This is a genomic window from Staphylococcus lugdunensis, from assembly GCF_001558775.1.
GTDB classification, from domain to species: Bacteria; Bacillota; Bacilli; order Staphylococcales; family Staphylococcaceae; genus Staphylococcus; species Staphylococcus lugdunensis.
In genome coordinates this window covers 1,261,165-1,282,478 of the sequence record NZ_CP014022.1, presented here as the reverse complement: position 1 = coordinate 1,282,478, position 21,314 = coordinate 1,261,165, and the positions used below count along the sequence as shown (strand labels likewise).

Sequence of the window (21,314 nt, the reverse complement as noted above, 5' to 3'; positions counted from 1 at the left end):
GTTTGAAATTTAGAGGTCGGGACAAAAGTGTTTAGGATTTAAGCAGAACATAAAGTAGCACTGATGAAAAAGCAACGTTAAACGTGTTTCTTTAAATTTTTGTGAATAGCGGCAGTATTCAGTTAGAGCTTGCTTGTAGAAATGTTATATACATTTCTCTGTGCTGGGGCTCCGCGCAAATCCTACTTCTGGATTGCTTTGTTGGCTTTCCGAGGTGTATACGTTTTGTGTCTCTGCCTTTTTTATATATGAGGAGTTTAGATCATGGATGAATTTGAACGTCTTTTGAATGCTTTTGGTTCTAATAAGTTGTCGCATGCATATTTGTTTGAAGGTGATGATGCGGAGTCTATGAAACAAGTTGCTATGGATTTTGCTAAGTTAATTTTGTGCCAAAATAATCAGCAGTGTGAGTTGAAGGTAGCAGGATTTAATCATCCAGATTTTATGTATGTAGCTTCTGATGAATCAAGCATTAAAAAGGAACAAGTTGAGCAACTCGTGCATCGTATGAATCAGCTTCCAATTGAGGGAGCGTATAAAGTATATATTATAGAAAGTTTTGAAAAACTGACGGTTCAAGGGGAAAATAGTATTTTAAAATTTTTAGAAGAACCTCCGAAAAATACAATAGCTATTTTAATCTCTACAAAGCCAGAACAAATATTAGATACTATTCATTCGAGATGCCAGCATGTTTACTTTAAGCCAATGAACAAAGCGCATTTTGTAGAACAATTGACAGAAGTCTCTGTATCGCGTCCTGTTGCTGAAATGTTGAGCACCTACACAACTCAACTTGAAGCTGCATTAACATTGAACGAAGAAAATGATTTAACAGCATTACGCAAAGTGATTGTGCATTGGTGTGAATTGCTCATTGAAAACAAACCGATGGCATTAATTGGAATTATCGAGTTGTTAAAGAACGCCAAAAACCGCAAGTTGCAGTTGTTAACATTGGCTGCAGTAAATGGTTTTTTTGAGGATATTATGCATGCTAAATTAAAAGCTGGTAAACACTATACATTTCAAGATTTAAGCAATGAAATTGAGCGATATGCTGAAGCATTAACATTACAACAAATGATAAGAATATATGACCAATTAACAGAAGCGCATAAGAAATTAATGCAAAATGTAAATCCAACATTAGTATTTGAACAAATTGTAATTAAGGGTGTGAGATAAATGCCAAAGATAGTAGGTGTACAGTTTCAACAAGCTGGGAAGTTAGAATATTATGCGCCTCAAGAATTAACTATCAAAGAAGACGACTGGGTGATTGTAGAATCAAAACGTGGCCTGGAATTAGGACTTGTTAAATGTCCACCTTGTCATGTTGCTGATGGCGATGTAACACTGCCCCTTAAAGAAGTCATACGTAAGGCTACACCTAAGGATATTGAAATATATAAACAAAATGCACAAGATGCTAAAGCAGCACTAACTTTGTGTCACGATTTCATTAAACAGTTAGAACTAGATATGCGTCTTGTTAACTGTGAATATACGTTGGACAAGTCTAAAATCATCTTTAATTTTACGGCAGATGATCGTATCGACTTTCGGAAGTTGGTAAAATTATTAGCGCAACAATTAAAAACACGTATAGAATTACGGCAAATTGGTGTGCGTGACGAAGCTAAGCTTTTGGGTGGTATTGGACCATGTGGCCGTTCACTATGTTGTTCTACGTTTTTAGGAGATTTTGAACCTGTATCGATTAAGATGGCGAAAGATCAAAATTTATCTTTAAATCCGACTAAAATTTCGGGTGCATGTGGCCGACTTATGTGCTGTTTGAAATATGAAAATGATTTATATGAAGAAGTACGAGCACAATTGCCAGATGTGGGAGAGAAAATTTCGACACCTGATGGACAAGGGCGCGTAGTAGCACTTAATATTTTAGATATTTCTATGCAGGTTAAAATTGATGGATTAGAGCAACCACTGGAATACAAAATGGAAGAAATTGAAGCGTTTAATTAAGGAGGTTTCATGACTTTTGGAGCGAAATGAATTATTTGAGCGGCTTGTGAGTCTGGAAGCAAACGTTAATGCGATAACGCAAGATATGAATGAGATAAAAGAAATGGCTGTAGCTTTAGTTGAAGAGAACGTTGCATTACATATTGAAAACGATAATTTAAAGCGCTTGATGGACAAAGATGAGCTTTCACAAAATAGTCAGCCTAAGACAAAGGAAGCCAAACAAGTCAAAAAACCATTACCCAGTAAGGATAACTTAGCAATGTTATATGCTGAAGGGTTTCATATATGTAAAGGTGAATTATTTGGAAAACATCGACAAGGCGAAGATTGCTTGCTTTGTATGGCAGTACTTAATGACTAATGACTCAGTGATATAAATGACAGGGTGTATATACAAACAACAGACGCTTAGGACTGCTGTTATTGTAACACCCTTTTTTTAGGAGCGACACATAATGTTAAAAGCACATGAACGTATAGATTGTCTTATTAAAGAAAATTTGAAAGTAATACAAAACGACGACGTGTTTTCATTTTCAACTGATGCTTTATTATTAGGCTATTTTACTGAAGTAAGAAAAAAAGATACAATTATGGATTTGTGTTCTGGAAATGGTGTCATACCGCTACTATTATCTGCGAAAGGTACACAACAAATAGATGCGATGGAAATACAAATACAGTTAGTCGATATGGCGCGTCGAAGCTTTAAATATAACCATCTAGAAAATCGATTAAAGTTGTTTCATATGGATTTAAAAGAGACGACGCAATATTTCAAACCCTCACAATATTCTCTTGTGACATGTAACCCACCTTATTTTAAAATAAATCAACAGCATCAACACCAAAAAGAAGCACATAAAATCGCACGTCATGAGATTATGTGTACACTCAGTGATTGCATGAAGGCTGCGCAACATCTACTTAAGCAGGGCGGGCGATTAATGATGGTACATCGAGCAGAAAGGCTTATGGATGTCTTAACTGAAATGAGACAAGTAAACATTGAACCGAAACGCTTACATTTAATTTATAGTAAAAAAGGCAAAACAGCCCAAACGATTGTTGTGGAAGGTCGAAAAAGTGGAAAGCAAGGGTTAGAACTATGTGCACCGTTTTATATTTATAATGAAGACGGTAGTTACTCGGATAAGATGAAAGAGGTTTATTATGGATAAACATTTTGTATATATTGTGCAGTGTAAAGATCATAGTTTGTATACGGGTTATGCCAGAGATGTAGAAGCGCGAATTAAACAGCACAATCTAGGAAAAGGGGCCAAATATACAAAGGCAAGACGCCCAGTAGTCTTAGTTTATCAAGAAATGTACGATACGAAATCAGAAGCATTAAAAAGAGAATATGAAATTAAGCAATTATCAAGAAAGCAAAAATTAGCATTATTTAAGGAGAGATAATATGGGGACTTTATATTTAGTCGGGACACCTATTGGCAATTTAGGAGATATTACATATCGCGCCGTTCAAGTTCTTAAAGATGTTGACTTAATAGCCTGTGAAGATACTAGGGTGACTCGTAAATTATGTTCGCACTATGCGATTGATACCCCATTAAAATCTTATCATGAGCATAATAAAGAACAACAAACGAACTATTTAATAAAGCAATTACAAAATGGTTTAGATATCGCCTTAGTATCAGACGCAGGATTACCATTAATCAGTGATCCAGGTTATGAACTCGTAGTGGAAGCAAGAGAACAGCAGCTTAATGTTGTGCCTATTCCTGGTGCTAATGCTGGTTTAACTGCTTTGATGGCAAGTGGACTGCCATCTTACATCTATACATTTATAGGTTTTTTGCCACGCAAAGAAAAAGATAAAATTTCCATATTACAAGAACGTATGTACCAAGAAGCAACAATAATTATTTATGAGTCACCTTATCGAGTGATACAAACACTAAAGGCGATTCAAAGTATCGATGCAAAGCGACGGGTGACCATTGGTAGAGAGCTTACTAAAAAGTTTGAAGAAATCGTCACACTTGATATTGATTCAATGATAGCGATGGTTGAACAAGGCAAAATCCCTCAAAAAGGGGAATTTGTAATGTTAATTGAAGGTGCAAAGGCTTTGAAAGATAAGCAATGGTATGAAGAGATGACGATTCAAGAACATGTTACACACTATATTAAAAAACAACAGGTTAAGCCTAAAAAAGCAATTAAAATGGTGGCAGAAGATCGAAATATGAAGACAAGTGATGTTTACGATATCTATCATCAACTTAACGCAGAATAAATTATATTGAAATACCCATGAATTGCTGATTTTATGGTAATGTAGAAAAGATATCACGTTACTGTTTTTAGATAATGTATAATAAAGCTATAGAATTTATAGGTATATCTATATACTGATATAAGACAGTTAACATTCTGAAGCTCGACATATCCATGTGCGACTTCATTGAAAAGGAAAATAATGTTAGATAACATTGATAGTGTAAGAGAATAGGAGGACCCAGTGATGGCGAAAGAGACATTTTATATTACAACCCCAATTTATTATCCAAGTGGGAATTTACATATTGGACATGCGTATTCAACGGTAGCAGGTGACGTAATTGCCAGATATAAACGCATGCAAGGATATGATGTACGTTATTTAACAGGTACAGATGAACATGGACAAAAAATTCAAGAAAAAGCACAAAAAGCTGGTAAAACAGAATTAGAATATTTAGATGATATGATTGCAGGAATTAAAAGTTTATGGAGCAAACTTGAAATTTCAAATGATGACTTTATTAGAACAACAGAACAACGCCATAAACAAGTGGTTGAGAAAGTCTTTGAACGTTTACTTAAACAAGGCGATATTTATCTAGGTGAATATGAAGGTTGGTATTCTGTTCCTGATGAAACTTACTATACAGAATCACAACTTGTTGATCCTATATATGAAAATGGCAAAATCGTTGGCGGAAAAAGTCCGGATTCAGGACACGAAGTTGAACTTGTAAAAGAAGAAAGCTATTTCTTTAATATTAGCAAGTATACGGATCGTTTATTAGAATTTTACGATCAAAATCCGGATTTTATTCAACCACCATCTCGAAAAAATGAAATGATTAATAATTTTATCAAACCAGGTTTGGAAGATTTAGCTGTATCACGTACGTCTTTTGATTGGGGTGTTCGAGTGCCATCTAACCCTAAACATGTTGTTTATGTATGGATTGATGCACTTGTGAACTATATATCTTCACTAGGCTATTTATCAGATGATGATGCACTTTTCCAAAAATATTGGCCTGCAGACGTGCATTTAATGGCAAAAGAAATTGTACGTTTCCACTCTATTATTTGGCCAATTTTACTTATGGCATTAGATTTACCATTACCTAAAAAAGTGTTTGCGCACGGTTGGATTTTAATGAAAGACGGTAAAATGAGTAAATCGAAAGGGAATGTTGTAGATCCTAATGTGCTCATCGATCGTTACGGTTTAGATGCGACGCGTTATTACTTAATGCGTGAGTTGCCATTTGGTTCAGACGGTGTCTTCACACCAGAAGCATTTGTTGAACGTACAAACTATGATTTAGCAAATGACTTAGGCAATTTAGTTAATCGAACTATTTCGATGATTAATAAATATTTCCAAGGCGAACTTCCAGCTTATACGGGTCCAAAACATGAGTTGGATGATGCAATGGAAGCACTTGCACTTGAAACAGTAAAAGACTTTAATGATAACATGGAAAGCTTCCAATTTTCAGTTGCGTTAGCTACTGTTTGGAAATTGATAAGTCGTACCAATAAATATATTGACGAAACAACGCCATGGGTATTAGCTAAAGACGATAGTCAAAAGGATATGTTAGCCAATGTAATGGCACACTTGATTGAAAATATTCGTTTTGCAACAGTGTTATTGCGTCCGTTCTTAACGCATGCACCTAGAGAAGTCTTTAAACAATTAAATATTAATAGTCCAGAGTTGTTTGAATTGGCAAGCCTTGAACGTTACGGTGCACTAAAACAAGCTGTTATGGTTACTGAAAAGCCATCACCAATTTTCCCGAGACTAGATACAGAAGCTGAAATTGCATATATCAAAGCGTCTATGCAACCACCTAAATCTGAAAAAGTTGAACACGAGGCACCTAGTAAAGCACAAATTAATATTAAAGATTTCGATAAAGTAGAAATTAAAGCAGCAACGATTACGGATGCTGAAAATGTGAAAAAATCAGATAAATTGTTAAAAATTCAAGTTGATTTGGGAACTGAACAACGCCAAATTGTTTCAGGCATCGCTAAATTTTATAAACCAGAAGACATAATTGGTAAGAAAGTAGCTGTCGTTACGAATTTGAAACCAGCAAAATTAATGGGCCAAAGATCAGAAGGTATGATTTTATCAGCTGAAAAAGACGATGTTTTAACATTAGTAAGTTTACCTAACGCCATCGCTAATGGCGCGGTGATTAAGTAAAATTTGAAGCTTTAGGAGAGATATGATGTTAATCGATACACATGTGCATTTGAATGATGAACAATATGATGAAGATTTAAGCGAAGTGATTTCACGCGCACAACAGGCAGGTGTAGACCGTATGTTTGTCGTTGGTTTTGATACGGCTACCATTGAACGTGCGATGGAATTAATCGAACAATATGACTTTTTATATGCCATTATAGGATGGCATCCGGTTGATGCGATTGATTTTACTGAAGCGCGCTTAAGTTGGATTGAAACGCTTGCTGAGCATCCTAAAGTTATCGGTATTGGTGAAATGGGATTAGACTATCATTGGGATAAATCTCCAGCGGATGTTCAAAAAGAAGTTTTTAGAAAGCAAATTGCATTAGCTAAACGTGTTAAGTTGCCAATCGTCATTCATAATCGGGAAGCAACACAAGATTGTGTGGATATTCTACTTGAAGAACATGCTGAAGAAGTAGGTGGTATTATGCATAGTTTTAGTGGTTCTCCTGAAATTGCAGATGTGGTCATTAATAAACTGAATTTTTATATTTCACTAGGTGGTCCTGTTACTTTTAAAAATGCGAAACAACCTAAAGAAGTTGCGAAACATGTGCCAATGGAACGTTTGTTAGTTGAAACAGATGCGCCTTATTTATCGCCACATCCTTATAGAGGTAAGCGTAACGAGCCAGAACGTGTTACCCTAGTGGCGCAACAAATTGCAGAATTAAGAGGGATGACATATGAAGATGTATGTCGTCAAACTACAGAAAATGCGGAACGTTTATTTAACTTAAAGTAATATTTCTTTACATTGGGGTAAGACAGTCCATCTTGTCTTGCTCCTTTTAATTATTATAAATATAAAATTAATGTGAATTCGATGTGGTTTGCTTTAAAATAACTAATGAACAGTAAAAATAAAGAAGGGTTAAATCATAGTGAGAATAAATGAGTTTATAGTTGTAGAGGGACGCGATGATACGGAGCGCGTAAAGTTAGCAGTAGAATGCGATACAATTGAAACAAATGGCAGTGCCATCAATAGAGATACATTAGATGTAATTCGACATGCACAAGAAACTAGAGGTGTTATAGTACTAACAGATCCTGATTTCCCAGGTGATAAAATTCGCCATACGATTACAGAGCATGTATCTGGAGTAAAACACGCTTATATAGATAGAGAAAAAGCTAAAAATAAGCGTGGGAAAATTGGTGTTGAGCATGCAAAACCAGAAGATATTAGAGCCGCACTAATGCATGTAAGTTCACCCTTTGAAGAAGCAATAGAAACAATCGATAAAAGCGTATTACTCGAGCTAGGGCTAATCATTGGTAAAGATGCGCGTCGAAAGCGAGAAGTGATTGGTAGAAAACTTCACATTGGTCATTCAAATGGTAAACAATTATTGAAAAAATTAAATGCATTTGGTTATACAGAAGCGGATGTACGCCAGGCATTAGGTCTTGAGAAGGAGCGAGATGAATAATGGAGAATAAAGATATTGCAACACCATCCAGAACTAAAGAACTGTTAACGCGCTTTGGATTTAACTTTAAAAAGAGTTTAGGACAAAACTTCTTAGTTGATGTAAACATCATCCATAAAATTATTGATGCCAGTGATATTGATGAACGTACCGGAGTTATTGAAATTGGACCGGGAATGGGTTCATTAACAGAGCAACTAGCTAAAAAAGCAAAACAGGTTATCGCATTTGAAATTGATCAACGTCTTATCCCGGTGCTAGATTATACGCTGGCACCATACGAAAATGTGACTGTGATTAATGAAGATATATTGAAAGCCGATATATCAGCAGCTGTGCACACATATTTAAATGATTGTGAAAAGATTATGGTGGTTGCAAATTTACCATACTACATTACTACGCCAATTCTACTCAATTTAATGCAGCAAGATATTCCAATTGATGGATATGTCGTTATGATGCAAAAAGAAGTAGGAGAGCGGTTGAATGCGACTGTAGGAACAAAAGCTTATGGATCATTATCTATCGTGACACAATATTATACTGAAACAAGCAAAGTAGTAACAGTGCCGAAAAGTGTCTTTATGCCACCGCCCAATGTAGACTCTATTGTCGTAAAATTAATGCAGCGCTCACAACCTCTTGTAGATATAGATGATGAAACAGCATTCTTTAAATTGGCTAAAGCTGCATTTGCGCAACGTCGAAAAACAATTAATAACAATTACCAAAATCACTTTAAAGATGGCAAAAAACATAAAGAAGCTATATTATCTTGGCTTAACGCTGCTGAAATTGATCCTAAACGACGAGGTGAAACACTTTCGATACAAGATTTCGCACGTTTGTATAAAGAAAAGAAAAAATACCCTGAATTAGCTAATTAAACTGTTGACAAAAGCGTTGGACATTGATAAAATTTAAATTTTATTTGACGAAAAGGCTATGAATATGGTAAGATATACCTTGTAGCGAGGTGGAGCAATATGCCAAAATCAATTTTGGACATCAAAAATTCTATTGATTGTCATTTAGGAAATCGTATTGTACTTAAAGCCAACGGTGGTCGTAAAAAAACAATTGAACGTTGTGGGGTATTAAAAGAGACTTATCCATCAGTTTTCATTGTTGAATTAGACCAAGATAAGCATAACTTTGAAAGAGTATCTTATACATACACGGATGTGCTAACAGAGAATGTACAAGTTTCATTTGAAGAGGATAATCATCAAGAAGCAGTTGCACACTAATAAAGATATAAGTAAATAATTATTATTCAATTTGAGCGAGAGGTCAAATTGAATAAGAAGATATAAGCGTTAATGCAAAAAGCATAGCGCTTTTTTATATGTAAAATTCCGTATATTATTTTTCAAAAGACAATGTTTATTAAGTTTTTAGAGAAATATGTATAGTTTTAATCAAATATTTGGCTCCTTTATGTTAAAATCATCTTATTAATATATTGAAGAGAGGGGCGGAAAAATGATATATGAAACGGCTCCTGCCAAGATAAATTTTACGCTCGACACCCTTTTCAAAAGAGATGACGGCTATCATGAAATTGCAATGATTATGACGACGGTTGATTTAAATGATAGACTATCATTTAAAAAACGTACGGATAATAAGATTATTGTCGACATTGAGCACAACTATGTGCCTAATGATAGTAAAAATTTAGCTTATAGAGCTGCCGAATTAATGACACATACTTATGGGATTCAGCAAGGTGTAACGATAGCGATTGATAAAGACATTCCGGTATCAGCTGGTTTAGCTGGAGGTTCAGCAGATGCTGCTGCAACGATGAGAGGTATGAATCGCCTGTTCGACTTGGGTTTAACATTGCATGATTTAGCTCAATTGGGTATTCAAATTGGCACAGATGTACCGTTTTGTATTTATAATCAAACCGCTTTATGTACTGGCTTAGGTGAGAAGATTGAATTTTTAAACAAACCGCCAGCGACATGGGTAGTTTTAGCTAAACCAGATTTAGGTATTTCATCGCCAGACGTTTTTAAAGCTTTAGATTTAAATATTGCGCATGCCGTTCACACAGAAGCGTGCAAGGCAGCGATTAAACATGGTGACTATCAAAAGTTATGCCACAGTCTTTCTAATCGCTTGGAATTAGTCTCTATGGCTATGCACCCAGAAATAAAAAAGATTAAAAATAACATGCTTCAATGTGGTGCAGATGGCGCTTTAATGAGTGGTAGTGGACCAACTGTTTATGCATTAGCACAAAAAGAAAGTCAAGCTAAGAAAATATATAATGCAGTAAACGGCTGTTGTAATGAAGTTTATTTAGTAAGATTACTAGGATAGGAAGGTTGAGACAATGCGTTATAAACGAAGTGAGCGTATTGTGTTTATGACACAATATCTAATGAACCACCCCAATGAATTAATACCTTTAACATTTTTCGTTAAAAAATTTAAACAAGCAAAATCATCAATTAGCGAAGATGTACAAATTATTAAGAATACCTTTTTAAAAGAAAGACTAGGCACAGTCATTACGACGGCAGGAGCAAGTGGTGGTGTGACCTATAAACCAATGATGAGTAAAGAAGAAGCGGCAGAAGTTATCGATGACGTGATTCATTTATTGGATGAGAAAAATCGTTTATTGCCAGGCGGATATTTATTCTTATCAGACTTAGTAGGGAACCCTACATTATTGAATAGAGTTGGTAAATTAATTGCAACAATATACATGGATGAACAACTTGATGCAGTTGTGACAATAGCGACAAAAGGGATTTCACTTGCCAACGCGGTAGCAAACGTATTAAATTTACCTGTAGTAGTCATTCGCAAGGATAACAAAGTGACTGAAGGCTCAACAGTATCCATTAACTACGTTTCAGGTTCATCAAGAAAAATAGAAACAATGGTGCTATCGAAACGTACATTAGAAGAAAATTCTAATGTGTTGGTTGTCGATGACTTTATGAGAGCTGGTGGCTCAATTAATGGTGTGATGAATCTCATGAATGAGTTTAAAGCACATGTAAAAGGGGTATCAGTACTTGTAGAATCAAAAGAAGTTAAACAACGATTGATTGAAGATTATACTTCCTTGGTCAGATTATCTGATGTTGATGAATATAATCAAGAGTTTAACGTTGAGCAAGGTAATATTTTGTCTAAATTTTCTTAAAAGGAGTAATTACATCATGAAAACGATTAACGCTAATAGCGCACCTGAAGCTATAGGGCCTTATTCACACGCAACGGCTGTGAATGGTTTGGTATTTACATCTGGACAGCTACCATTGAATTCTAATGGTCAATTGGTAAGTGAGGATGTGCAAGAACAAACTAAACAAGTACTAGAAAATTTAAAAGTTGTGCTCAATGAAGCAGGTGCAGACTTTAATTCTGTCATTAAATCAACAATTTTCATTGCTGATATGAATGAATTTCAACAAATCAATGAAGTATACGCAGATTATTTTAGTGAACATCAACCTGCGCGTAGCTGTGTTGAAGTTTCACGTTTACCTAAAGATGTTAAAGTTGAAATTGAACTAATAGCCAAAACTAAGGAATGATAATTTTCAATGTTGAATTGTAAAGCTTCTAAAAACCACAAAGAGAGATATATACTAGGGGGGCTCACTGCATGAAAGTGACAGATGTAAGACTTAGAAAAATAGAAACAGACGGTAGAATGAAAGCACTTGTTTCAATTACTTTAGATAAGGCATTCGTTATTCATGACTTACGCGTAATTGAAGGAAATTCTGGTCTGTTCGTCGCAATGCCAAGTAAACGTACACCAGATGGTGAATTCCGTGATATTGCACATCCGATTAATTCTGATATGAGACAGGAGATTCAGGATGCTGTGATGAAAGTATATGATGAAACTGATGAAGTAGTTCCAGATAAAAATGCCTCATCAGAACAATCAGAAGACAATGATTAATATATAATTGATATAAACTTTAGAACAGGTTCAACATAATGCGGATGTTGGACCTGTTCTTTTAAAATACAAGCACATTAACATTATTATTAACAAGATGATAAGCCATTTACGTTTCGTTAACAACATCTTATAAATCTTGAAAGTGGCGTAATAATTAAATTATAATAATGACGAAGTGTAATTTTTATTGGAGGGTTAGCATTCATGCAGAGATATGCGATTATATTAGCAGCTGGTAAAGGTACAAGAATGAAGTCGAAAAGGTATAAAGTACTACATGAGGTTGCTGGGAAGCCGATGATTGAGCATGTATTAACGAATGTTAAAGCATCAGGTGTAGATCAAGTTGTAACTGTTGTAGGCCATGGTGCAGATGAGGTCAAAGAAACATTAGGACATCAATCATTGTATAGTTTTCAAGCTGAACAACTAGGTACGGCACATGCCGTGAAAACGGCTCAAGACCACTTAAGCAGTAAAGAAGGAACGACACTAGTTGTATGCGGAGATACGCCACTGATAACTGCTGAAACGTTACAAGCATTAATCGAACACCATGAGCGAAATAAGGCCCATGTCACAGTATTATCTGCAACGGCGATTAACCCATTTGGATATGGACGTATTATTCGTAATGAGCAACAACAGCTGGAACGTATAGTTGAAGAAAAAGATGCATCGGCGGCCGAAAAAACGATAAGTGAAATCAGTTCGGGTATTTTTGCTTTTGATAATCAAGTGCTCTTTGAAACGCTAAATCAGGTGCGAAATGACAATGCACAGGGAGAATATTATCTACCAGATGCAGTTGCCTTGATTTTACATAATCATGGTATTGCCGAAGTCTATCATACAGATGATTTTGATGAAATTATAGGTGTCAATGACCGTGTGATGCTTAGTCAAGCTGAAAAGGCGTTACAACAGCGCGTAAATGACTATCATATGCGAAATGGCGTAACTTTGATTGATCCAACTCAAACATATATTGCACCAGACGTTGAAATTGGTATGGATACGGTTATTGAACCTGGTGTAAGAATTACTGGGACAACAACGATTGGAGAAAATGTACATGTAGGTCAATATTCTGAAATTCATAATAGTAAGATTGCTGCACATGTCGAAATCAAGCAATCGGTGATTAACGATTCTGAAGTGGGCGCGTATACGAAAGTAGGGCCATTTGCACAATTACGTCCTGGTTCTAACCTGGGCAAAGATGTCAAGGTAGGTAACTTTGTTGAAGTTAAGAAAGCTGAGCTGAAAGATGGTGCAAAAGTATCTCACTTGAGCTATATTGGTGATGCTGAAGTCGGAGAACGTACAAATATTGGTTGTGGCTCTATCACTGTGAATTATGATGGCATAAATAAATTCCGTACAGTGATTGGAAGGGATGCCTTTATTGGATGTAATACTAATCTTATTGCACCAGTTACTGTTGGTGATGGCTCGCTCATTGCTGCAGGATCAACAATCACAGATGATATTCCTAATGATAGCTTAGCGCTTGCAAGAGCACGTCAAATCACTAAAGAAGGATATGTAAAAAAATAATACTAACAATCTAGAATATACTTTACGAACTGTAATCGTTATTCCGAATTGTCGAAATTAATAAATTTTAGTATGAATTTGATTGAGTCATAGTAAAAGACGCGTTTTTTATATATAATATGTATGCATAGAAAATAATTGGAGGACTATAAATGTTAAATAATGAATACAAGAATTCATCTTTAAAGATCTTTTCTCTTAAAGGAAATGAACCTTTGGCACAAGAAGTAGCTGATCGTGTAGGGATTGAATTAGGGAAGTGCTCTGTAAAACGTTTTAGTGATGGCGAAATTCAAATTAATATTGAAGAAAGCATCCGAGGATGTGACGTCTTTATTATTCAACCAACATCATATCCAGTCAACTTACATTTAATGGAATTGCTCATTATGATTGATGCATGCAAACGTGCGTCAGCAGCGAATATTAATATTGTGGTACCTTATTATGGATACGCACGTCAAGACAGAAAAGCACGTAGCCGTGAACCTATTACAGCAAAATTAGTAGCTAATTTAATTGAAACAGCTGGTGCAAATCGCATGATCGCTTTAGACTTACATGCGCCACAAATTCAAGGCTTCTTTGACATTCCGATTGATCATTTGATGGGTGTTCCTATTATTGGTCAACATTTCCAAAATGATCCAAACATAAATCCAGAAGAGTGTGTCGTTGTTTCACCAGATCATGGTGGTGTAACGCGTGCGCGCAAACTTGCTGACATTTTAAAAACTCCAATTGCAATTATCGATAAACGTCGCCCTAAACCTAATGTTGCAGAAGTTATGAATATCGTTGGAGATATTGAAGGGCGCACCGCAATTATTATCGATGATATTATTGATACAGCTGGAACGATAACTTTAGCTGCACAAGCGTTAAAAGATAAAGGTGCGAAAGAAGTATATGCATGTTGTACACACCCAGTACTGTCTGGTCCGGCTAAAGAACGTATCGAAAATTCAGCGATTAAAGAACTTATTGTGACAAATTCAATCTTATTAGATGAAAATCGCAAACCAGCAAATACGAAGCAATTATCTGTTGCTGGACTATTAGCACAAGCTATTGTCCGTGTATATGAACGAGAATCAGTAAGCGTCTTGTTTGATTAAGCCTAGTCACAGCAATTTGACTTCAAATTCATAAGCGTGTATAATACATTCGTTCGTGATTATACGAATGAAATAAACATTTGCAAGCAATGTTCGCATTGATGGGCAAATGAGGAGTGCTCTGTAAGAGAGCAAAATTCGAAAGGTGGAAATCAGAATGGCTTCATTAAAGTCAATCATCCGTCAAGGTAAACAAACTCGTTCAGAACTTAAAAAGATTAGAAGTTTAGGTAAAGTTCCTGCAGTTGTTTACGGTTATAGTACAAAAAATACTTCTGTTAAAGTTGATGAAGTTGAATTCATCAAAGTTATCCGTGAAGTTGGTCGTAACGGGGTTATCGATTTAGGCGTTGGCTCTAAATCAATTAAAGTTATGGTGTCAGATTACCAATTTGATCCGTTAAAAAACCAAATTACACATATTGACTTCTTAGCTATTAACATGACTGAAGAACGTACAGTAGAAGTGCCTGTACACTTAGTTGGTGAAGCAGTGGGTGCTAAAGAAGGTGGCGTTGTTGAACAACCATTATTCTACTTACAAGTTACAGCTACACCAGAAAATATCCCAGAAGCAATTGAAGTAGACGTTACTGACTTACAAATTAACGACAGCTACACAGTAGCAGATGTTAAAGTAACAGGTGACTACACTATTGAAGATGAACCAGAAACTTCAATCGTAACAGTAGTTCCACCAACTGAAGAACCAACTGAAGAAGAAGTGGAAGCTATGGAAGGCGATGCTGCTACGCCAGAACCAGAAGTTGTAGGAGAATCTAAAGAAGACGAAGAAGCTGAAGAATAAAGCTTATAACATTATTGTTTAGCTAATTGTACGATTTACAATTAATAGCTTATAGTGAGCCAAGTTAATTGTGATGTATAAAAGCGACGAATCATCGTCTTATATGAGCACTAAACTTATCAACATAAGTTTAGTGCTTTTTTGTGTTATGATGATGAATGATATAAAATAGTGTGTATCTTTAAAAAGTAAAGAATCAACTTATTTTAATAATGATAACCATATAATAATAGAATTAGAAAAACATACATGAGTGAGTCAATCTAATATAAATGCATCATGTATGGTACATTAATTTACAATTTGGCATGGAGGTTTCAACATATGAAATGTATTGTTGGTCTTGGAAATATAGGCAAACGATTCGAACATACAAGACACAATATTGGTTTTGAAGTGGTAGATTATCTTTTAGATAAATACAATTTTAATTTAGATAAACAAAAATTCAAAGGTGCATATACCATTGAGCGTATTGGTAATGATAAAGTCATGTTTATCGAACCAATGACAATGATGAATTTATCGGGGCAAGCAGTTGGGCCTTTAATGGATTATTACAATGTAGCAATAGATGAACTTATCGTGCTTTATGATGATTTAGATCTTAACCAAGGTCAAGTCAGATTAAGACAAAAGGGTAGTGCAGGTGGTCATAATGGTATGAAATCGATTATTCAACATTTAGGCACGGAGCAATTTAAGCGTATTCGCATCGGTGTTGGTAGACCGACTAATGGCATGTCAGTACCTGATTATGTATTACAAAAATTTTCAAAAGAAGAAATGATGACAATGGATCATGTAGTTGAACATGCAGCTCAAGCAGTAGAAGCATTTATCGATACGTCACGCTTTGACCATGTCATGAATAACTTTAATGGTGACGTCAATTGAAATCAGTGATAGCAGAATACATCCAACAAGATAAACGTTTCCAAGAATTAGATCAGGTATTTGGACAAGAAAATATTTTAGTCACTGGATTATCTCCATCGGCTAAAGCTACAATTATCGCGGAAAAATATCTTACTGACCATAAGCAAATGCTCCTTATAACAAATAATCTCTACCAAGCAGATAAATTAGAAACAGATTTATTGCAGTATATTGATTCGGCAGAAGTATACAAATATCCTGTACAAGATATTATGACAGAAGAATTTTCAACCCAAAGCCCTCAACTTATGAGCGAACGCGTACGCACACTTACTGCGTTAGCACAAAATGAGAAAGGGTTATTTATCGTGCCATTAAATGGTTTGAAAAAATGGCAAACACCTATAGACATATGGCAAGCACATCAAATCCATTTACATATTGGTCAAGATATTGATGTGGCACATTTACTACAGCAACTTGTGAACATGGGGTATCGCCGTGAATCTGTTGTTTCCCATATCGGTGAATTCTCAGTGCGTGGTGGTATTATCGACATCTATCCGTTGATTGGCGAACCGGTAAGAATCGAGTTGTTTGATACGGAAGTCGACTCAATTCGAGATTTTGATATTGAAACCCAACGTTCCAATAATAATTTAGATGGTGTCTCAATCACTTCTGCAAGTGACTATGTCATCACTGATGATGTCATTAAGCATTTACAAAGCAATTTAAAAGCTGCATATGAAGACACACGTCCAAAAATTGAAACATCGGTAAGGAATGACTTGAAAGAAACCTATGAAAGTTTCAATCTTATAGACACGACAGCCGTCGACCACCAATTATTACGACGTTTAGTTGCATTTATGTATGAAACGCCTGCTACTTTGATTGATTATTTTCAACAAGATGCCATTGTCGTAGTTGATGAATATAATCGTATCAAAGAAACAGAAGAAACGTTGACCACTGAAGTCGAGGACTTTATTCATAATTTAATAGAAAGTGGTAATGGTTTTATTGGGCAAACTTTTATGCAATATGACGGTTTTGAACATTTATTAACTCATTTTCCAGTGGCATACTTCACACTGTTTACATCCTCAATGACTGTTAAATTAGCTGATATTATCAAGTTTTCTTGTAAGCCAGTGCAACAGTTTTATGGACAATATGATATTATGCGTTCTGAGTTTCAACGCTACGTACAAAATGACTATACGATTGTAGTCTTGGTAGAAACAGAAACAAAGGTGGAACGTATTCAGGCAATGCTAAACGAAATGCATATTCCTACCGTTAAAAATATTCACAGCGGTATTGCCAGTGGACAAGCTATTGTGACGGAAGGAAGTTTATCTGAAGGTTTTGAACTACCTTATATGCAACTCGTGGTAATTACTGAACGAGAATTGTTTAAAACAAAACAGAAGAAACAGCGCAAACGTTCTAAGACAATATCAAATGCTGAAAAGATAAAATCATATCAAGATTTAAAAGTAGGTGACTATGTAGTTCATGTACATCACGGGGTAGGCCGCTATTTAGGTGTAGAAACACTTGAAGTTGGGGATGTTCATCGCGACTATATAAAATTACAATATAAAGGTACAGATCAATTATTTGTTCCAGTTGACCAAATGGATCAAGTCCAAAAATATGTTGCTTCAGAAGACAAATCGCCTAAATTAAATAAACTTGGTGGCTCTGAATGGAAGAAAACCAAAGCCAAGGTACAACAAAGCGTTGAAGATATTGCTGAAGAATTGATTGCTTTATATAAAGAACGAGAAATGTCAGTAGGTTACCAATTTGGAGAAGATACAGCTGAGCAACAAGCTTTTGAATTAGACTTTCCATATGAGTTAACACCTGATCAAGCAAAATCGATTGAAGAAATTAAAGCAGATATGGAACTACAAAAACCAATGGATCGTCTGTTATGTGGTGATGTTGGCTATGGTAAGACTGAAGTAGCGATTCGTGCAGCTTTTAAAGCAGTAATGGAAGGTAAACAGGTTGCATTTTTAGTTCCAACGACGATTCTTGCTCAACAACATTACGAAACATTGATTGAGCGAATGCAAGATTTCCCGGTTGAAATTCAACTTGTCAGTCGTTTTAGAACGGCGAAAGAGGTTAGAAAGACGAAAGAAGGGTTGAAGTCTGGTTATGTTGATATCGTTGTAGGGACACACAAGCTACTAAGCAAAGATATTCGATATAAGGATTTAGGGTTGCTTATTGTAGATGAAGAGCAACGATTTGGTGTTCGCCATAAAGAACGTATTAAGACATTGAAAACGAATGTTGATGTCTTAACACTAACAGCAACACCTATACCAAGAACGCTGCATATGAGTATGCTTGGTGTGCGTGATTTGTCAGTAATTGAAACGCCACCAGAAAATCGCTTCCCAGTTCAAACATATGTGCTAGAACAAAATACGAATTTTATTAAAGAAGCATTAGAGCGCGAACTATCTAGAGATGGTCAGGTGTTCTATTTATACAATAAAGTTCAGTCGATATATGAAAAGCGTGAACAACTACAAATGCTCATGCCTGAAGCAAGTATTGCTGTAGCACATGGACAAATGACTGAACGGGATTTAGAAGAAACTATGCTAAGTTTTATCAATGGAGACTACGATATATTAGTAACAACTACGATTATAGAGACAGGTGTGGATGTACCAAATGCCAATACATTGATTATTGAAGAAGCAGATCGATTTGGTTTAAGTCAATTGTATCAATTAAGAGGACGTGTTGGACGTTCGAGTCGTATCGGTTATGCTTATTTCTTACATCCGACAAATAAAGTATTAACCGAAACAGCTGAAGATCGTTTGCAAGCGATTAAGGAATTTACAGAGCTAGGATCTGGTTTCAAGATTGCGATGCGCGATTTAAATATTCGTGGTGCGGGTAACTTATTAGGTAAACAGCAACATGGCTTTATCGATTCAGTTGGATTTGATCTATATTCACAAATGTTAGAAGAAGCAGTAAATGAAAAACGCGGTATAACTGAAGAAACGCAAGATACACCTGAAGTAGAGATGGTATTAAATTTAGATGCCTATCTGCCAGCAGAATATATTCAAAACGAACAGGCTAAAATTGAGATATATAAAAAGTTAAGAAAAGTTGAAAATGAGGCACAACTTGACGATATTAGAGATGAATTGATGGATCGTTTTAATGATTATCCGATAGAAGTTGAACGTTTACTTGATAGTGTACAAATTAAGATACATGCATTACGTGCTGGGGTAACCTTGATAAAAGATCAAGGAAAAACAGTGGATATTACATTATCGGTGCAAGGAACGAAAGACATCGATGGTGAAGCATTGTTTAAACAAACACAACCGCTTGGTCGAGCTATGAAAGTAGGTGTTCAAGACGGGGTGATGAAAGTTACTTTGAAAAAATCAACACAATGGCTTGAGAATTTAAAATTTTTAGTGAAATGTCTAGAAGAAAGTAGAGTTATTAAAGATGAAGATGAAATCCGCATTTAGTGGTGTAGTGGTACTGACTGGTGCGCTCATTGTTGTCAAAGTATTAAGTGCACTTTATCGTGTACCGTATCAAAATGTATTGGGTGATGAAGGATTGTATGCCTATCAGCAAATATATCCTATTGTTGCGTTAGGCATGATATTATCAATGAATGCAATTCCTAGTGCAGTAACGCAAACTTTAGGTGGACATGGTACGGCGCAAAGATATTCAATGGTGCTTCGATATTTGCAGATAGTAGCTATTTTTATTACTGCATTATTATTTCTGTTAGCGCATCCAATGGCATGGATGATGGGAGATGTTCATCTAGAAACAATGATTAGAGCAGCAAGTTTAAGTTTCTTATTTGTTGGGGTTTTAGGCGTATTAAGAGGTCATTATCAAAGTCAACAATTAATGACTATTCCAGCAATTTCCCAGGTAATAGAGCAGATAATTCGAGTTACAGTTATCTTTGTAGCGATAGGATTATTTATACTTTATGGAAGAACGATTTATCAAGCTGGCATGCTTGCAATTTTAGGTTCATCGGTTGGTTTTCTAGGTTCAAGTCTTTATTTAATCTATCATCGGCCGTTTAAATATATGCGTCAGCTAGATACGATGACCATACCTTGGCGCCGACTATTGTTAGCAGTTATGGTGTTCGCTATAAGTCAACTATTAGTTATTTTATGGCAGTTCATCGACAGTTTTACAGTAGTACACATGTTAAAATCAAACCATTTATCATTTCATGAAGCGATTAAGCAAAAAGGCATCTATGATCGTGGCGCATCATTTATTCAAATGGGCTTAATTGTCACAACAACTTTTAGTTTTGTGTTGATTCCGTTATTAACATGTGCGTTGCAAGAACAACAATGGAATTTAATGAATCGTTATGCGAATGCCTCTCTGAAAATTACTATATTAATTAGTAGTGCTGCCGCAGTAGGATTAGTTAATTTATTACCATTGATGAATCAAGTTTTTTTTAAAACCAACAGTTTAGTCATAACGCTAAGTGTTTATATGATAACGGTAATATTGGTATCATTAATTATGATGTATATTGCTTTATTACAAGTGTTTAATGAGGTTGCAACGGTGATGATTAGTGTTGGTATTGGTTTAATCGTTAAAGGGCTGTTAAATATTATGTTGATTTATCAATTAGGAATTTTAGGTGCCAGTGTGAGTACCGTCTTGTCTTTAAGTGTGACAGGTTTGATTTGCCATCAGCGTGTAACGACACGTTATAAAATGCAAGGAATGGGTCGATTCTTTATTAAATTATTGGCAAGCATGTTAGTTATGAGTCTTGTCGTGCAAGCTGTGATGTGGCTTATTCCTACAACGGGACGCATTGGTGGATTACTTGAACTTCTAATTGCGGCATTTGCAGGAGTTGGGATATTTACCTGGCTTATAGCTGAATGGCGTATGTTAAGCTATAGAGAACTAAAACACTTACCTTATGGAGATAAATTATATCATTTTAAAACAAGGAGTCGACGATAAT

At 35.6% G+C, this 21,314-nt stretch carries 21 protein-coding genes; all 21 read left to right on the top strand.

Annotated features, from left to right (window positions below; genetic code table 11):
* Window positions 1–264 precede the first annotated feature (264 nt).
* Window positions 265–1,191 carry a DNA polymerase III subunit gene (locus AL499_RS06090; RefSeq protein WP_002461490.1) on the top strand — a complete coding sequence of 309 codons (927 nt, stop codon included), beginning with the start codon at window positions 265–267 and terminating at the stop codon, window positions 1,189–1,191.
* Window positions 1,192–1,995, top strand: coding sequence for a PSP1 domain-containing protein (locus AL499_RS06085; protein WP_002461489.1), 804 nt, complete (start codon window positions 1,192–1,194; stop codon window positions 1,993–1,995).
* Between the two features lie 16 nt (window positions 1,996–2,011).
* A complete protein-coding gene (yabA, locus tag AL499_RS06080; RefSeq protein ID WP_002461488.1) occupies window positions 2,012–2,359 on the top strand; it encodes a DNA replication initiation control protein YabA in 348 nt (115 codons plus the stop codon).
* 94 nt (window positions 2,360–2,453) lie between these two features.
* Window positions 2,454–3,179, top strand: a complete 726-nt coding sequence (locus tag AL499_RS06075; protein ID WP_002491869.1) for a tRNA1(Val) (adenine(37)-N6)-methyltransferase — start codon at window positions 2,454–2,456, stop codon at window positions 3,177–3,179.
* On the top strand, window positions 3,172–3,420 hold the full coding sequence (locus tag AL499_RS06070; protein ID WP_002479480.1) for a GIY-YIG nuclease family protein: 249 nt from the start codon (window positions 3,172–3,174) through the stop codon (window positions 3,418–3,420). The genes AL499_RS06075 and AL499_RS06070 overlap by 8 nt, the downstream gene beginning before the upstream one ends.
* Before the next feature lies 1 nt (window position 3,421).
* Window positions 3,422–4,267 (top strand): 16S rRNA (cytidine(1402)-2'-O)-methyltransferase, encoded by an 846-nt coding sequence (rsmI, locus tag AL499_RS06065; RefSeq protein WP_002491867.1) that lies wholly within the window; start codon window positions 3,422–3,424, stop codon window positions 4,265–4,267.
* A gap of 228 nt (window positions 4,268–4,495) precedes the next feature.
* Entirely contained in the window at window positions 4,496–6,469 is a 1,974-nt protein-coding gene (metG, locus tag AL499_RS06060; protein WP_002461484.1) for a methionine--tRNA ligase, read from the top strand.
* Window positions 6,470–6,494: 25 nt separating this feature from the next.
* Window positions 6,495–7,265: a TatD family hydrolase gene (locus AL499_RS06055; RefSeq protein ID WP_002491870.1), complete on the top strand. Its 771-nt coding sequence runs from the start codon at window positions 6,495–6,497 to the stop codon at window positions 7,263–7,265.
* A gap of 139 nt (window positions 7,266–7,404) precedes the next feature.
* The gene (gene rnmV, locus AL499_RS06050; protein WP_002491856.1) at window positions 7,405–7,956 is read left to right on the top strand and encodes a ribonuclease M5; all 552 of its coding nucleotides are present in this window, start codon (window positions 7,405–7,407) and stop codon (window positions 7,954–7,956) included.
* Entirely contained in the window at window positions 7,953–8,846 is an 894-nt protein-coding gene (gene rsmA, locus AL499_RS06045; protein ID WP_172412360.1) for a 16S rRNA (adenine(1518)-N(6)/adenine(1519)-N(6))-dimethyltransferase RsmA, read from the top strand. Before rnmV ends, rsmA begins: the two co-directional genes overlap by 4 nt.
* A 99-nt stretch (window positions 8,847–8,945) precedes the next feature.
* Window positions 8,946–9,209, top strand: a complete 264-nt coding sequence (gene veg, locus AL499_RS06040; protein WP_002461480.1) for a biofilm formation stimulator Veg — start codon at window positions 8,946–8,948, stop codon at window positions 9,207–9,209.
* A 235-nt stretch (window positions 9,210–9,444) separates the two neighbouring features.
* Window positions 9,445–10,293, top strand: a complete 849-nt coding sequence (gene ispE / locus AL499_RS06035; RefSeq protein ID WP_002461479.1) for a 4-(cytidine 5'-diphospho)-2-C-methyl-D-erythritol kinase — start codon at window positions 9,445–9,447, stop codon at window positions 10,291–10,293.
* A gap of 13 nt (window positions 10,294–10,306) precedes the next feature.
* On the top strand, window positions 10,307–11,131 hold the full coding sequence (purR, locus tag AL499_RS06030; protein WP_002461478.1) for a pur operon repressor: 825 nt from the start codon (window positions 10,307–10,309) through the stop codon (window positions 11,129–11,131).
* A 16-nt stretch (window positions 11,132–11,147) separates the two neighbouring features.
* Window positions 11,148–11,525, top strand: coding sequence for a RidA family protein (locus AL499_RS06025; RefSeq protein WP_002461477.1), 378 nt, complete (start codon window positions 11,148–11,150; stop codon window positions 11,523–11,525).
* A gap of 71 nt (window positions 11,526–11,596) precedes the next feature.
* Complete coding sequence (gene spoVG / locus AL499_RS06020) at window positions 11,597–11,902, top strand: septation regulator SpoVG (protein WP_002461476.1); 306 nt, start codon at window positions 11,597–11,599, stop codon at window positions 11,900–11,902.
* Window positions 11,903–12,109: 207 nt separating this feature from the next.
* A complete protein-coding gene (gene glmU, locus AL499_RS06015) occupies window positions 12,110–13,465 on the top strand; it encodes a bifunctional UDP-N-acetylglucosamine diphosphorylase/glucosamine-1-phosphate N-acetyltransferase GlmU (protein ID WP_002491861.1) in 1,356 nt (451 codons plus the stop codon).
* A gap of 152 nt (window positions 13,466–13,617) precedes the next feature.
* Entirely contained in the window at window positions 13,618–14,583 is a 966-nt protein-coding gene (locus tag AL499_RS06010; RefSeq protein ID WP_002479488.1) for a ribose-phosphate diphosphokinase, read from the top strand.
* Window positions 14,584–14,740: 157 nt separating this feature from the next.
* Entirely contained in the window at window positions 14,741–15,391 is a 651-nt protein-coding gene (locus AL499_RS06005) for a 50S ribosomal protein L25/general stress protein Ctc (RefSeq protein WP_002461472.1), read from the top strand.
* A gap of 324 nt (window positions 15,392–15,715) precedes the next feature.
* A complete protein-coding gene (gene pth, locus AL499_RS06000) occupies window positions 15,716–16,288 on the top strand; it encodes an aminoacyl-tRNA hydrolase (protein WP_002461471.1) in 573 nt (190 codons plus the stop codon).
* Complete coding sequence (mfd, locus tag AL499_RS05995; protein ID WP_037540660.1) at window positions 16,285–19,806, top strand: transcription-repair coupling factor; 3,522 nt, start codon at window positions 16,285–16,287, stop codon at window positions 19,804–19,806. The genes pth and mfd overlap by 4 nt, the downstream gene beginning before the upstream one ends.
* Window positions 19,784–21,313 carry a polysaccharide biosynthesis protein gene (locus AL499_RS05990; RefSeq protein ID WP_002491854.1) on the top strand — a complete coding sequence of 510 codons (1,530 nt, stop codon included), beginning with the start codon at window positions 19,784–19,786 and terminating at the stop codon, window positions 21,311–21,313. Before mfd ends, AL499_RS05990 begins: the two co-directional genes overlap by 23 nt.
* Window position 21,314: the final 1 nt, after the last annotated feature.

What these genes read in the sequence shown, in the direction of transcription:
- purR (WP_002461478.1), top strand. Translation starts at nt 10,307, where the DNA reads ATGCGTTATAAACGAAGTGAGCGTATTGTGTTTATGACACAATATCTA.
- ispE (WP_002461479.1), top strand. Translation starts at nt 9,445, where the DNA reads ATGATATATGAAACGGCTCCTGCCAAGATAAATTTTACGCTCGACACC.
- AL499_RS06025 (WP_002461477.1), top strand. Translation starts at nt 11,148, where the DNA reads ATGAAAACGATTAACGCTAATAGCGCACCTGAAGCTATAGGGCCTTAT.
- AL499_RS06090 (WP_002461490.1), top strand. Translation starts at nt 265, where the DNA reads ATGGATGAATTTGAACGTCTTTTGAATGCTTTTGGTTCTAATAAGTTG.
- AL499_RS06085 (WP_002461489.1), top strand. Translation starts at nt 1,192, where the DNA reads ATGCCAAAGATAGTAGGTGTACAGTTTCAACAAGCTGGGAAGTTAGAA.
- rsmI (WP_002491867.1), top strand. Translation starts at nt 3,422, where the DNA reads ATGGGGACTTTATATTTAGTCGGGACACCTATTGGCAATTTAGGAGAT.
- AL499_RS05990 (WP_002491854.1), top strand. Translation starts at nt 19,784, where the DNA reads ATGAAGATGAAATCCGCATTTAGTGGTGTAGTGGTACTGACTGGTGCG.
- AL499_RS06005 (WP_002461472.1), top strand. Translation starts at nt 14,741, where the DNA reads ATGGCTTCATTAAAGTCAATCATCCGTCAAGGTAAACAAACTCGTTCA.
- AL499_RS06010 (WP_002479488.1), top strand. Translation starts at nt 13,618, where the DNA reads ATGTTAAATAATGAATACAAGAATTCATCTTTAAAGATCTTTTCTCTT.
- metG (WP_002461484.1), top strand. Translation starts at nt 4,496, where the DNA reads ATGGCGAAAGAGACATTTTATATTACAACCCCAATTTATTATCCAAGT.
- AL499_RS06070 (WP_002479480.1), top strand. Translation starts at nt 3,172, where the DNA reads ATGGATAAACATTTTGTATATATTGTGCAGTGTAAAGATCATAGTTTG.
- pth (WP_002461471.1), top strand. Translation starts at nt 15,716, where the DNA reads ATGAAATGTATTGTTGGTCTTGGAAATATAGGCAAACGATTCGAACAT.
- AL499_RS06055 (WP_002491870.1), top strand. Translation starts at nt 6,495, where the DNA reads ATGTTAATCGATACACATGTGCATTTGAATGATGAACAATATGATGAA.
- AL499_RS06075 (WP_002491869.1), top strand. Translation starts at nt 2,454, where the DNA reads ATGTTAAAAGCACATGAACGTATAGATTGTCTTATTAAAGAAAATTTG.
- veg (WP_002461480.1), top strand. Translation starts at nt 8,946, where the DNA reads ATGCCAAAATCAATTTTGGACATCAAAAATTCTATTGATTGTCATTTA.
- glmU (WP_002491861.1), top strand. Translation starts at nt 12,110, where the DNA reads ATGCAGAGATATGCGATTATATTAGCAGCTGGTAAAGGTACAAGAATG.
- spoVG (WP_002461476.1), top strand. Translation starts at nt 11,597, where the DNA reads ATGAAAGTGACAGATGTAAGACTTAGAAAAATAGAAACAGACGGTAGA.